Origin of the sequence: Streptomyces sp. NPDC051555 (assembly GCF_044454405.1) — a bacterium.
Taxonomy (GTDB): Bacteria; Actinomycetota; Actinomycetes; order Streptomycetales; family Streptomycetaceae; genus Streptomyces.
The window spans coordinates 110,036-123,032 of record NZ_JBITDP010000002.1 but is presented as its reverse complement, the minus strand read 5'-3'; the positions used below and the strand labels follow the sequence as shown (position 1 = coordinate 123,032).

Below are 12,997 nucleotides of genomic sequence, written 5' to 3'. Positions count from 1 at the left end.
CCGCGTCGGTGTCGGGCCACTCGACGCGTCGCTCGATGACGACGCTGGGCAGGTTCGAGGGCGCGGGATCGGCCGATTCCCGTGCCAGGAGCCTGAGTTGGCCGCGCCGGAGCTTGCCGGTCTCGGTGCGCGGGAGTGCGTCGACGAACTCCACGGCGCGCGGGTACTTGAAGGGGGCGATGGTCGCCTTGACGTGGTCCTGGAGCTCCCGGGCGGTGGCGTCGCCGGCCACGACTCCGTCGCGCAGCACCACGTACGCCTTGACGAGCATGCCGCGGCGCTCGTCGGGGACCCCGACCACACCGCAGTCGGCGACGTACGGATGGTCGGCGAGGGCCTTCTCGACCTCGGGCCCGGCGATGTTGTAGCCGGAGGAGACGATCATGTCGTCGCTGCGGGCGACGTACCAGAAGTAGCCGTCGGCGTCGCGCGTGTAGGTGTCACCGGTGATGTTCCACCCGCCGCGGACGTAGGTGGACTGGCGCGGGTCGTCGAGGTAGCGGCAGCCGGTGGGGCCGGTGACGGCCAGCAGGCCGGGCTGCCCGTCGGGGACGGGGTCGCCGTTCTCGTCGACCACGGCCGCGCGGTAGCCGGGGACGGGCCTGCCCGTCGATCCGGGGCGGATGTCCTCGTCGGCGGCCGAGATGAACACGTGCAGCATCTCGGTGGCGCCGATGCCGTCGATGATGCGCAGCCCGGTGGCGGCGCGGAACTCCTCCCACACGGCGGCGGGCAGCGGCTCACCGGCGGACACGCAGCGGCGCAGGCCCGCCAGGCGGTCGGCCACGCCGTCGGTGAGGATCGCGCGGTAGGCGGTCGGCGCGGTGAACAGGACGCTGACCTCGTGCTCGGCGACGAGATCGGCCAGCTGCCCGGGGGTCGCCCGCTCGATCAGCAGGGTCGAGGCCCCGACCCGCATCGGGAAGACCACCAGCCCGCCGAGGCCGAAGGTGAACGCGAGGGGCGGTGTGCCGGTGAACACGTCCTCGGGCTCGGGGCGCAGGACGTGCCGGGAGAACGTGTCCGCGTTGGCGAGGACATCGCGGTGGAAGTGCAGGGTGGCTTTGGGCCGCCCCGTCGTACCGGAGGTGAAGGCGATCAGCGCGACGTCGTCCGCGGCCGTCCGCACGGTGTCGAAGCCGCCGTCCTTGGCGGCGCAGCGGGCCGTGAGGTCGTCGTCGCCGGAGCCGCCGTACGCGATCACCCGGAGGGCGGCGGGATCGGCGGCCGAACGGAGCTCTTCGAGGTGGCGGTGGTCGCAGAGGGCGATCGCGGGCCTGCTGATCCCGCACAGCTCGGTGAGTTCGGCGGCGCGCAGCAGCGGCACGGTGGTGACGGCCACCCCGCCCGCCTTCAGGACGCCGAACCAGGCGGCGACGAGCCACGGATTGTTGGGCCCGCGGAGCAGGACGCGGTTGCCGGGCAGTAGGCCGAGGTCCTCGGTGAGCACCTGGGCGACCTGGTTGGCGCGGCGCAGCAGGTCGCCGTACGTCCAGCGCTCGGTCGGGGTCAGCAGGCAGGGGCGGTCGGGGCCCCAGCGCTCGACGGCTTCGTCGAGCAGGGCGTGGGCGCAGTTGAGCCGGTCCGGATAGCTCAACTCCGGGAGGTCGAAGTGGAGTCGGGGCCAGAGCGCGGCGGGTGGCAGCCGGTCGCGACAGAAGGAATCGGCATGTGCCGAGGGGGAGAGCTCCATGGGGCGGCACCTCAATCAGGGAGCAGCGGGGGAGATGGGGCAAGTATCTCGATATTTTGGCGATCGTCAATTGTTCGCGATATCTCGATGTCGTGAACGCCTCGCGTCGGCCGCCGTCACCGCCCCCCGGTCGACCTCAGACGGCTGAGGTGCGGGCCGGCGTGCGGGCCGGCGTGCGGGCCGGTACGCGGACCTTGGCGCGGTTGCCGAACTCGCCTGCTGTGAAAGTGAGTTCGCCGCCCGCCTCGGCGGCCATGAGCTGGATGATCAGCAGGCCCCGCCCCGTCTCCGCGTCCGGATCCGTCGCGGTGCGCGGCAGGGGCGGTCGGGGCGGTGTGGGTGCCCCGTCGGTGACCTCCAGGTGGAGCCAGCCCGCGCGCAGGGTCACCCCGACCCGCATGCGGCGCGTGGTGGCGGCGTGCAGGACGACGTTTCCGGTGAGCTCGCTGACCGCCAGTAGGAGGACGTCCGCGATCTCGGCGGTGACCGGCCAGCCGTCGAGCACGGCCCGGACGCGCGACCGGATCAGCGGGACCACCGCCGCGGTCGGCTCGACGGCCCAGCGGGCGAAGGCGCGCGCATGGCGGGTCGCGGTCACGGTCACGGTCCCGGTCGTGGCTGAGGCTGCGGTCGCGGTCGTGGAGGGGGGTGTGGAGGGGGAGGTGGCGGCGAGCATGGCGTGCTCCCTGGAGGGGAAGGCGACGCCGCCCGCGCTGCGGCTCGTGTAACGGGTGAGGAAGTCACTCGGCCCGAGGGCTTGTGGTCAGCGGAAATGCGTCGCTAGAGTCGTGATTACACGTGTAACACGTTAAGCCTCCCGGGTACCCTGCGCAAGCAATTCGGACATACGTTACGAAGCCTTGCCCGTACCGAGGCCGCGCAGAATTGGAAGGGCCGCAATGACGCAAGCTCCGCCCGCAGCCGACATGCCCGACATGACCTGGCCGCCCCCGCCCTACCAGGCGCCCGTCCCGCCCGTCACGGACGAGCACGGGATCCGCCGCCACGACGGGATCACCTACGCCACCACGCCCGGATACCGCCCCCGACTGCTCGACGTCCAGGTGCCGGCGGGCGAGGGCCCCTTCCCGGCGGTCGTCTGGATCCACGGCGGCGGCTGGATGGACGGCGACCGCCGCTACCCGCCGCCGACCGTGCCGGCCGCCCTGCTGCACGGATCGGTGCTGGGAGCCGGGCTCGCGCTGGTCTCCATCGACTACCGGCACAGCCTGGAGGCCCCCTTCCCGGCCCAACTGCACGACGTGAAGGCCGCGATCCGCTACGTCCGCAAGTTCGCCGGAGTCCTCGGCATCGACCCCGACCGGATCGGCGTCTGGGGCGAGTCCGCGGGCGGCCACCTGGCCGCGCTCGCGGGCCTCGTGGGCCCGCACAGCGCGGACGGCGAGTCCCTGGAGGGCGCGCACGGCGTGGGCTCCGGGGACACCGCGGTCCGCGCCGTCGTCGACTGGTACGGCATCTCGGACCTGGTCTCCTTGTCGGCGCACCCGATGCCGGAGCTGCCGGCGGCACCCGGGGTCGAATTCCCCGACCCCTACGTCGCCCTGCTCGGCGCGCCCGTCGCCGAGCGCCCGGATCTGGCGCGGGCCGCCAGCCCCGTCACGCACGTCAGCGCGGGCTCGAACCCGCCGCCGTTCCTGCTCGTCCACGGACGGCAGGACGGGTTGGTCCCCTACAGCCAGAGCGAGTTGCTCGCCGAGGCCCTGACGGAGGTGGGGGGCGAGGTCGTCCTGGAGCCCGTCGAAGACGCCGACCACATCTTCCTGGGCTCGCCGGACGTCCCGCAGATCGTCGCGGACAGCGTCGCGTTCCTGGCCCGCCACCTGGGCGCGGGCGCCTGAACGGGTCGTCACCACCCAGCCACCCGGCAGTGGGGGCGCGGCCCGTAGCGGCCGCGCCCCCGCGCGAGCTCGGCTCGGACGAACAGCGAGCAACGAACGACGAACGACGAACGACGAACAAGGCAGCCATGTCCAAGAACCCGGTCACCCGTCAGTCCCGCATCACCACAGCCACCACGGCCACCACTCCCGACCCCGAGCCCCCGCGGAGACCCGCCCGGCGCCGTCCCGGCGTCCTGATCGCGGGACTCCTGATGCTGGGCCTACCCGTGGGGCTCGGCCTCGTCGTCCGGCAGGATCCGGCGGCCCCGCCCTTCCAGGGCGCGGACGAGCGCTGGCTGTCCTGGATGGGCGGCCCGCACGAGGGCCCGTACGCCTGGGCCGCGGCGGCCCTGAACTGGTTCGGCGGCCCGGCCGGCGTCGTCGTGCCGCTCGCCCTGCTCGTCCTCCTGCTCGTGCGCGCGCGGTGGGCGTCGGCGGGCTTCCTGCTCGGTGCCTACCTCTTCGGCAACATGGTCGTCGTCCAGGGACTCAAGTACCTGGTGGACCGGCCGCGCCCGACCGATCCCCTGGTCCGCGTCGACCACGGCTCCTTCCCGTCCGGTCACGCTGCGGGGGCCGCACTGCTGGTCGTCCTCGTCGGCGTGCTGCTGGTGCCGGCCGCACGGCGCCGGGGCTGGTGGGCCGGGGGAGCACTCTTCACCCTGACCATGATGTGGAGCCGTACGTGGCTGCACGCGCACTGGATCAGCGACACCTTCGCGGGCGCGGTCGCCGGGGCGGGGGCCGGGCTGCTGGCCTGGTGGCTGTGCGCCCCCGCGCTCGCGCGCGAGGCCGCCCGCGTCCGGGACCGCCGGGGGGCGGCCACGCGCGCGCCCGGCCCGCTGCCCGCGCCCGAGCCCGTACCGGCAACCCGCTGATCCGCAGCGGCTGTTACGACGTCTGGCGGTGCACCAGTGCCGCCGTCGTCCGCGGTATCGGGGCCGTCGTCCCCGTCGTGATCAGCTCGTGAACGGCGTCCGCGACCCGCGCCGGCGAGACGAGGTCCAGCCGGATCGACGTCAGCGGGGGCTGTTGGAGCGAGGAGAGGATCAGGTCGTCGGAGCCCACGACCGCCACGTCGTCCGGTACGACGATCCCCTCGGCCCGCAGCGCGTGGAGCAGCAGCGCCGCGTACTCGTCGTTGTAGGCGAACACGGCGTCCAGCGCGAGGTCGGCCCAGCGCCGGGCGAGGGCGGTCGCGGACTCGCGGGTGTAGGACAGCTCGACCGGCGTCACGGTGGCCATGTGCCGGGCCGCGACGGACTCGGCGCCCGCCAGCCGAGGTGCGGCGAGCGTGCCGAGGCCGCGCTCCTGGGGCATGATCACGCCGATGCGGGTCCGGCCGCGGGCGATCAGGTGCTCGGCGGCGGTGGCACCGATGAGGGCGTGGTCGAAGCCGATGGTGTGCACGCCGGGCACGGGGTGGGAGGCGAAGGCGAGCATCCCGCGCACGCCCGCGCGGTGCAGCAGTTCGGCGGCCTGCGCGGTCAGCCGGTCGCCGTCGATGGCGATGACGGCGGCCGGGCGCAGCTCGGCCCAGGCGCGGGCGGCGTCGAGGGGATCGGTGAAGCGCCCCGCGTGCAGGACGGCGGTGTAACCGTGCCGGTCGAGCTCGCTGTGCAGGTCGTCGACCCAGTCGCTGACCAGGCGGCCGACGGCCGAGATCGACGCGGGCATCAGGACGAGGTTGCTGCGCCCGGCGCGCAGCGAGCGGGCCGCGGCGTGCGGTACGTAGCCGAGCTGTCGGGCGGCGTCGAGGACGCGTGCCCGGGTGGCCGCGCTCACGCGGTGGCCCTGGGTGTCGTTGAGTACGAAGGAGACGGTGGCGCGCGACACCCCGGCGAGCCGGGCCACGTCGGCGCTGGTCAGGGAGGCCGGGGCGGGAAGGTCTTTGGCCATGGCGTCCCTCGACGCTCCTTTTGATCGATCCGGTGCTCTCCCTTCGAAGGTTACACGAGTTAGATCACTGGAGCGGGGGCCCGCCCGGACGTGCACCGTCCGGGCGGGCCCCCGCTCGCCTGCCCGGATGCCCGCCCGGCCCGGCAGCCCGCGCGCCCCGATACGACGCGATTCCGCACCCCGTTGCGACGCGATCCCCGCGCCCCGTCAGGACGTGAGCCTGCGCAGTGCGCCCTCGTGCAGCCGCCGGGAGTCCCCGGCGAGATCGTCCAGGGCGGTGACGACCGAGTCGAAGCGCATCGTCGTGCGGGTGTCCGCCCCGTACGGGCTCCAGTGCGGCATGTCGGGGTGGTTCGGGTCGCCGGTGCGGGCGAAGGCGATCCACGCCCGGTGCATCGCGTGCGCGAGGCCGTCGCGCACGGCGGGGGCCAGTCCGGCCACGAAGGGGGCGTTCGCCCACTGGTCGAAGTTGTCGAAGGCGAAGGGCAGTTCGAGGCAGTGCGCGGCGCCGAGGCGGCCCTCGTACGCGGGGGAGGGGAGGTCGAACTGGTAGGCCCACACCGGACGTCCCGCCGCGGCGCGCGCCTCGGCGAGCCGCACGGCGGGCATTCGGAACAGCTCGTCGGTGATGAGGTCCATCAGGACGTCGGCGGGACGGGCCCCGGGACGGGTGCGCTCGTACGCCGCGTACACCTCGGGGGCGGCCCCGGCGCCGAAGGTCTCCGCGATCCTGGCGGTCACCCGCTCGCGGTCGGCGTCCGCGTGGCCCGGGTCGAGGGCGAACCCGAAGTTGGCCTCCTCGCGCGTCCAACCGATCAGTACCTCGATCCCGGCCGCCGCCCCGTGCAGCAGGGCATCGGCCGGGTGGCGGTGGAAGGTGACCCCGTCGATCACGGGCAGGAAGGGAGTGGGCCAGTACCCCCAGCGCGCCGTCCGGGCGAAGAGCCCGCCCGCGGCGGCGATCAGGGCCGGCCAGTCCTGCGAGCGCAGCTCGGCGAGGCTCTCGGCCCCGGCGAGTTCCAGATAGGCGGCGGTGCGTTCCAGGGAACCCTCGGGCGAGGGGAAGTCGAGCCCGAAGGGCGGGCTCATCAGGATGACCCGCCGGATCAGGTCCGCGGCTCCCGGGGCTCCGGCGAGTGCGGCGGTGGACACCGCGCCCCCCGACTGGCCCGCGACGGTGATGGAGTCCGGGTCGCCGCCGAAGGAGGCGATGTTCTCGTGCACCCAGCGCAGCGCGGCGAGCTGATCGCTGAGCCAGTGGTTGCCGCTAGCCGGCCGCGCGGCGTGGCCGGCGCCGTCGGTGTCGGCGGCGCCCTCTCCGTCCCGGTACCCTTCCCCGTCCTCGGGGGTGGGGTGCAGGTAACCCAGGGGCCCGATGCGGTAGTTGATGCCGACCACGACGAGGTCCCCGTCGCGGGCGAAGGTGGCGCCCGAGTAGGTGGGCAGGGACCCGGAACCGGAGACGAAACCGCCCCCGTGGATCCAGAGGAGCACCGGCCTGCGCGCGTCGTCGATCGCGGGCGTCCAGATGTCGAGGGTGAGGCAGTCCTCGTCGAAGGGCGGTTCGCCGTGACCACCGAGGACCGGGTCGCCGCCCTCGCGGTACATCTGCGGAGCGCTGGGGCCGTCCGAGGTGGCGTCCCGGGTACCGCTCCACCCGGGGTGCGGCCGGGCGGGCCGCCAGCGCAGTTCGCCGACCGGGGAGGCCGCGTAGGGCACGGCCCGGAAGACGGTGAGTCCGTCCTCGACCGCGCCGCGCAGCCTCCCGGCGGGCAGGTCCACCACCGTTTTGTCCGGGCCTGGGATGTGAGCCATGAGCCGATCCTTCCTGGGCCGCGCGCAGGGCGCGCGCCGACCCGTCGAGAGTATGATGGAAAATCAACGATCGTCAATCATTCGCGATATCCGTGTCGGGTGGTGCGGTGCGCGGTGCTCACGTCCAGAGGGTGTTGGCCGCCGTCCGTTCCGCCTCCGTGGCCAGCGGCCGGGAGAACGCCCACCACAGGAGCAGGCACGCCCCCGCCCCCACGAGGGCGCCGGCGAGGGTGTCGCTCGCCCACTGGGCGTGCAGCCAGGTGCGGCTCCACATCATCGCCGCCGCGTACCCGGCGCCGAACAGCCACCACCAGCGCCTCGCGCGCGGCGGAATCGCCACCACCGCGACCGCGACGACGAGGGCGACCGCGCTGAAGACCTGCCCGGAGGGGTACGAGCCGTCGTTCACCAGGACCCAGGTGTGCGGGGGTCGGGGGCGGTCGGCGAGGTCCTTGAGGGGGAGTACGACGGCGACGTTGGCCAGGACGTTCGTGGCGAGGACGAAGAGCGCCGAGCGCCAACGCCCGTACACGCAGAGGCAGCCGGTCAACATCAGCGGCAGGATCAGCCCCAGTGGTCCGCCGAGCCGGTCGAGCGCGAGGGCGAACTCCGTGGCGGCGCCCGCGGACGAGCCCCCGGCGGAACGGGCCCAGGCGTCGTCGAGGCCCTGGAAGAAGGGTCGTTCGTCCGCCCGCAGGAGCCATCCGGCCAGCAGGGGGACGAGGAGCAGCGACGCGCCCGCGACGAGGGCGCGTCGGGGCGGCTCCGCGGGCAGATGGTGGCGGGGCGGCCGGGCGGGAGCGGGGGTGCCGGAGGGTGGCGGCGACGCGGGGACGGCGGGGCGCGGCATGGCGGGCCTTTCGGGGTCGACCCGCTGGGGGCGGGGTCGGGGCGGGGGCGCTCGGTGAGCGGGTGAGCGGGTGAGCGGACGCGTGGCGTCGGGCGCGGGCCGGTCGCGGCAGGCCGCGGCAGGGTCGCGGAAGAGCCGCGGCAGGCAAGGGCCGGGCGCGCCGGGAGGGGACGTGGCGGGCGAGTGGGGTGGAGGCGGCAGCGGCGGCGGGGGAGCGGAAGAGGCCGGTCCGGGTCCGGCCTGGGCCGGGGCGTCGCGCTGCGGCACGGAGTATTGCGGATGCGTGACCGCCGCCACAAGGGCAAGAGGGTTTTAGGACGCGACCGGCCTGGTCAGTGGCTGTGACAGGCCAGTTACACGTGTCCGACGTGCCGTTCGCCCGTGGGTCACGATCTGTGCATCGCCCGGCATCAGCTCTTGGCGAGGCCCCGGATGGGGTGCTACACAGTGTCAGGCGCCGAAAGTGACACGTGTAACAACATCGCGTTAACCCGCCGCGTCGAGCACCCCGAGCGCGTCGCACCACGGCATGTGAACCAGCACGTCGACCACATCGACCACATCGACCACATCGACCACACATGGCCACGTCGACCACGTCGAGCGCGCCGCACCGCCCCGCCCCGCACCCACGTTCGCGGAGCCCGCACCTCCGTAACCCCGCGCACCTCGTATCCCCGCGCACCTCGTATCCCCGCGCACCTCGTATCCCCGCGCACCCCGGCGGCACGCCGCGCCACCCGACGCGCGCTCCGCACGCTCCACGCCACCTCCCCGCTCCGTCCCCCGAGGAGTCGTCATGGTCACGAACGAGCTGATCGATCCGCCCGTACCGGCGGATCACGAACCGCCCCACAGACGGGGGCTCCTGCTCCTCCTGCTGGTCGCCAACTCCGCGATGATGGCGGTCTACATGGGCGTCGGCTCCATCCTGCTCCCCACCCAGATCGCCGCGATCGCCGGCGATGACAAGGTCGCCGTCCTGGGCCTCGTCGGCGGCATCAGCGCGATCTTCGCGACCGCCTTCAACCCGATCGCCGGAGCCCTCTCCGACCGCAGCGGTCGCCGCAGCCCCTGGATCCTGGGCGGCGCCCTCGGCTCGCTCGCGGGCCTGGCCTTCCTCGGCAGCGTCACCACCGCGCTGCTCGTGGGCATCGGCTGGTGCCTGATCCAGGCGACCATGAACGTCTACCAGGCCGCCGTCACCGCGATCGTCCCCGACCGGATCGCGGTCGCCCGGCGCGGCACCGCCTCCGCGGTGGTGGGGCTGGGCCTGCCCATCGGCGGCACGGTCGGCGTACTGATCGCCTCCCAGGCGGCGGACCACCTGCGCACCGGGTACCTCGTCTTCGGCGGGGTGATCGCCGCGGCCGCGATGTTGCTCACCGCCTTCTGCCGGGACCTGCCGCGCACCACGAGCCCGGTCGCGCCCGCGGCCGATGTCCCGCCCGCACCCAAGGGGGCGCAGGTCAAGGCGTTCCTCTCCGCGCTCGGCCACCACGACTTCCGCTGGGCCTTCATCGGCCGGGCCCTGATGGTCCTCGGCTACTTCTCGGTCGTCGGCTACCAGCTGTACATCCTGGACGATCACATCGCGCTGCCCGACGGATTGACCCCGCCCGACGCGATGGCGGTGCTCACCCCCGTCTCCATGGTCGCCATGGCCGTTTCCACGGTGGTCGGGGGGATGCTCTCCGACCGCTGGAACCGCCGCAAGGTGTTCGTCGGGGTGTCGGCGGCCCTCGCAGGGTTGGTGATGGTCGTCCCCGTCGTCAGCCCGACCTGGACCGGCATGCTCGTCTTCAGTGCGCTCAACGGGCTCGCCTTCGGTTGCTTCATGGCCGTCGACACGGCGCTCGTCACCCTGGTCCTGCCGCGGGCCGAGGACGCCGCCCGGGACATGGGCGTCCTGAACATCGCGAACGCCGGGCCGCAGATCATCGCCCCGTTCGTCGCCTCCGCCGTGGTCACCGCACTCGGCGGGTACACCCCGCTGTTCCTGGTCGGCGGCGCCCTCTCGCTGATCGGCGCCCTTGCGATCCTCCCGATCCGCAGCGTGCGCTGACCCCCAGGGCCTCACCTCCCCTCCCCTCCACCTCCACACCTCCTCATCTCCGCCTATTTCAAGGAGCGTTCCGTGCAACGCAAGCGTGTTCTGCCGCTGGCCACCCTGCTGCTCTGCGCACCCGCCCTCGCCGGTACGGTGCCTGCCGCCGCCGCCTCACAGGCCGGACCGGCATCCGGGCCCGCGCGCCCGCTGCGGATCCTGCTCACCAATGACGACGGCTACAACGCCCCGGGCATCCGCCTGGCGTTCGCGCGGCTGACCGCCGCCGGACACGACGTCACCATCGTCGCGCCGCTCACCAACCAGAGCGGTGCCGGGACGAAGGGCTCGAACGCCCCGGCCATCACGGTGCGCCACCCCGAGCCGAAGGTGTGGGCCGTCGACGGATCCCCCGGCGACTCGGTGGCCTTCGGCCTCTCCGAGGTCTTCGAGGGCAAGGCCCCCGACCTCGTCGTGTCCGGCACCAACTACGGCCCGAACGTGGCGGCCCTCGCCACCCACTCCGGTACGGTCGGCGGCGCCGTCGCCGGGCTGGAGGCCGGCATACCCGCCATCGCCCTGAGCACCGGTGGGGTCGCGGCCCCCGACCCCGTGACCACGATCAACGCGATGGGCCCGACGCTCGACTTCGCGGTCAGGCTGATCGACCGGCTGCGCGCGCGGGCCGGTTCCGGCCGTCTGTTGCCCGAGGGCGTCGGCCTCAACGTCAATCATCCCGTCATCGGAGCCGACGGCAAGGGCACGCCCGCCGCGGTGGCGACCACCTTCCAGGACCCGCAGCCGGTGTTGAAGTCCGACTTCACCGATGCGGGCGACGGCACCTGGAAGGTCGGCGTGAAGGTCGACCTGCGCACCCCGGCCCGTGGCGGCGACGTCGAGGCCGTGAGCGCGGGGAAGATCGCCATCAGCCCGATCAACGCCGACTGGAACACCGGTCCTCTCGACCTCGCCGTTGCCCGGGCCCTGCTGGCCGGGCTGCGCCCGTAGCACCTGCCGGGCCACCCACCACCCGTCCGGTGGGGCGCGGGGAGCGACCCGCGTCCCACCGGACGGCCTCGAACCCAGGAGCACGGATGCCACGCCCCGCGACCGGGTCCACCCGGTCCAGTACCCCGAGACCCTTACCCCGTACGGCACGGATGCTGAGCGTCCTCGCCGCCCTCGCGGCCCTCGCCGCGCTGCTCGCCCCCGCGGTCCCGGCCGCCGCCGCACCGCGCGATCCGGCCCGCCCCGTGGTCGCCGTGGCCCAGGGCGCACTGCGCGGCCGGGTGCACGACGGCGCGCAGGAGTTCCTCGGCGTGCCCTACGCCGGAGCGCCGGTCGGCGACTTCCGGCTGCGCGCCCCCGTGGAGCCGCGCCCCTGGCGCGGGGTGCGCGAAGCCGACCGACAGGCGCCCGCCTGCCTCCAGTTCTCGCCGTTCGGCCTGCGGGATCCGCTGGCCGTGAGCGAGGACTGCCTCTACCTCGACGTGTACCGGCCGGGGGGAGCCCGGGCGGGGGAGCGGCTGCCGGTGATCCTCTGGATGCACGGGGGCGCGTACAGCCAGGGCACCGGCACGCAGTTCGGCGGCCGCACGATGGCCGCGCTCACGAACAGCGTGGTCATCACCATCAACTACCGCCTCGGGCAGCTCGGTTATCTGGGCCTGCCCGAGCTGGCCGGGGTGGATCCGCGGCGCTCCGGTTCCTTCGGCCTGATGGACCAGATCGAGGCGTTGCACTGGATCCGGCAGAACGCCGCGGCGTTCGGCGGGAACCCGGGCAACGTGACGGTCTCCGGCCAGTCGGCGGGCAGTGGTTCGGTGTGCGCACTGCTGGCAGCCCCCGCCGCGACGGGACTGTTCCACCGGGCCGTGCTGCAGAGCGGGCCGTGCACGCTGCTCCGCACGCCGGACGCGGCGCGCGCCGCCTCCGAGGCGTGGGCCTTCGCCGCGCGGGCGGGCTGCGCCGATCCCGGGGCGGTCGTCGCCTGCCTGCGGGCCGCCACGGGTCCGGCGCTGGTGGACGCGGCCCGTACGCTGCCCACCTCGGGCCCGGCGTCGGGCGACGGACTGCTCCCGCGGGACCCGGCCGACGCGATCGCCGCCGGGGCCTGGAACAAGGTCCCGGTGCTGATCGGCAGCACCCGCTCGGAGGCCCGGTTCTTCGTGGCGCTGACGCAGCCCCGGCTCACGGAGCAGGAGTACGCGCGGCAGGTGCTGGACACCTACGGCGCGGCGGGACCGGAGGTACTGGCCCGCTATCCGGTGGCGGCCCACGGATCCCCGTACCTGGCGCTGTCGGCGCTGATGACGGACTCGACCTTCGCCTGCCAGACGGCGCGAACCACCGGCCTGTTCGCCCGTCAGGTACCCACCTACGCCTACGAGTTCGACGACCCCGACTCCCCGACCCTGGCGGGCGCCCAGGTGCCGGGACTGGACGAGTCGAACGCGCACAGCGCCGAGCTGGCCTACCTGTACGACTTCACTATGGGGGACCGGCCGCTGACCGCGGTCCAGAACGCCCTGGCGACCCGGATGAAGCGGTACTGGGGCGCCTTCGCGCGCTACGGGACCCCCGTGGTGCGAGGCCAGACTCCGTGGCCGGCGGCCGGCCCCACCGGCGCTGTGCTGACGCTCGGTCCGGCCGGGACGCGGCCGGACCCGGGCTTCGCGACGGCGCACCAGTGCGCCTTCTGGCAGACCCGGCCCGACCGGCAGCTCTGACGGATTCGCCCGAGACGGCCACAGGGGGTGTCGACCGGATGTCCGCTACGCCGCGGAGATCCG

Annotated in this window: 9 protein-coding genes and 1 pseudogene; 5 read left to right on the top strand and 5 right to left on the bottom strand. The window is 73.8% G+C overall.

The annotated features are described in order from the left end of the window. Positions 1–58: 58 nt before the first annotated feature. Together ACIBEA_RS05140 and ACIBEA_RS05135 are read right to left on the bottom strand one after the other, a co-directional pair. Positions 59–1,693, bottom strand: a pseudogene (locus ACIBEA_RS05140) (AMP-binding protein); the annotation flags it as partial. 136 nt (positions 1,694–1,829) lie between these two features. After that, a complete protein-coding gene (locus tag ACIBEA_RS05135; RefSeq protein ID WP_399258126.1) occupies positions 1,830–2,297 on the bottom strand; it encodes an ATP-binding protein in 468 nt (155 codons plus the stop codon). 295 nt (positions 2,298–2,592) lie between these two features. Between ACIBEA_RS05135 and ACIBEA_RS05130 the strand changes: the two genes are divergently transcribed. Together ACIBEA_RS05130 and ACIBEA_RS05125 are read left to right on the top strand one after the other, a co-directional pair. After that, positions 2,593–3,552: an alpha/beta hydrolase fold domain-containing protein gene (locus ACIBEA_RS05130; protein ID WP_399258123.1), complete on the top strand. Its 960-nt coding sequence runs from the start codon at positions 2,593–2,595 to the stop codon at positions 3,550–3,552. A gap of 128 nt (positions 3,553–3,680) precedes the next feature. Next, on the top strand, positions 3,681–4,472 hold the full coding sequence (locus ACIBEA_RS05125; RefSeq protein ID WP_399258121.1) for a phosphatase PAP2 family protein: 792 nt from the start codon (positions 3,681–3,683) through the stop codon (positions 4,470–4,472). A 13-nt stretch (positions 4,473–4,485) separates the two neighbouring features. Here the strand turns inward: ACIBEA_RS05125 and ACIBEA_RS05120 are convergent, their stop codons facing one another. From ACIBEA_RS05120 to ACIBEA_RS05110, 3 genes are all read right to left on the bottom strand, one after another. Then, entirely contained in the window at positions 4,486–5,493 is a 1,008-nt protein-coding gene (locus ACIBEA_RS05120; protein ID WP_399258119.1) for a LacI family DNA-binding transcriptional regulator, read from the bottom strand. A 207-nt stretch (positions 5,494–5,700) separates the two neighbouring features. Continuing rightward, positions 5,701–7,308, bottom strand: a complete 1,608-nt coding sequence (locus tag ACIBEA_RS05115; protein ID WP_399258117.1) for a carboxylesterase/lipase family protein — start codon at positions 7,306–7,308, stop codon at positions 5,701–5,703. 118 nt (positions 7,309–7,426) lie between these two features. Continuing rightward, positions 7,427–8,158 carry a phosphatase PAP2 family protein gene (locus ACIBEA_RS05110; RefSeq protein WP_399258115.1) on the bottom strand — a complete coding sequence of 244 codons (732 nt, stop codon included), beginning with the start codon at positions 8,156–8,158 and terminating at the stop codon, positions 7,427–7,429. Positions 8,159–8,957: 799 nt separating this feature from the next. On the opposite strand from ACIBEA_RS05110, the gene ACIBEA_RS05105 reads away from it, so the two are divergent. The 3 genes from ACIBEA_RS05105 (at position 8,958) to ACIBEA_RS05095 (ending at position 12,934) form a co-directional block, all read left to right on the top strand. Continuing rightward, a complete protein-coding gene (locus ACIBEA_RS05105; RefSeq protein ID WP_399258113.1) occupies positions 8,958–10,223 on the top strand; it encodes an MFS transporter in 1,266 nt (421 codons plus the stop codon). A gap of 72 nt (positions 10,224–10,295) precedes the next feature. Next, positions 10,296–11,213 carry a 5'/3'-nucleotidase SurE gene (gene surE / locus ACIBEA_RS05100; protein WP_399258111.1) on the top strand — a complete coding sequence of 306 codons (918 nt, stop codon included), beginning with the start codon at positions 10,296–10,298 and terminating at the stop codon, positions 11,211–11,213. A 152-nt stretch (positions 11,214–11,365) separates the two neighbouring features. Then, entirely contained in the window at positions 11,366–12,934 is a 1,569-nt protein-coding gene (locus ACIBEA_RS05095) for a carboxylesterase/lipase family protein (RefSeq protein WP_399258109.1), read from the top strand. The last annotated feature ends 63 nt before the right edge of the window (positions 12,935–12,997 follow it).

Coding starts and splice junctions, on each gene's coding strand:
- ACIBEA_RS05110 (WP_399258115.1), bottom strand. CDS start 8,158: ATGCCGCGCCCCGCCGTCCCCGCGTCGCCGCCACCCTCCGGCACCCCC.
- ACIBEA_RS05125 (WP_399258121.1), top strand. CDS start 3,681: ATGTCCAAGAACCCGGTCACCCGTCAGTCCCGCATCACCACAGCCACC.
- ACIBEA_RS05115 (WP_399258117.1), bottom strand. CDS start 7,308: ATGGCTCACATCCCAGGCCCGGACAAAACGGTGGTGGACCTGCCCGCC.
- ACIBEA_RS05120 (WP_399258119.1), bottom strand. CDS start 5,493: ATGGCCAAAGACCTTCCCGCCCCGGCCTCCCTGACCAGCGCCGACGTG.
- ACIBEA_RS05095 (WP_399258109.1), top strand. CDS start 11,366: ATGCTGAGCGTCCTCGCCGCCCTCGCGGCCCTCGCCGCGCTGCTCGCC.
- ACIBEA_RS05105 (WP_399258113.1), top strand. CDS start 8,958: ATGGTCACGAACGAGCTGATCGATCCGCCCGTACCGGCGGATCACGAA.
- ACIBEA_RS05130 (WP_399258123.1), top strand. CDS start 2,593: ATGACGCAAGCTCCGCCCGCAGCCGACATGCCCGACATGACCTGGCCG.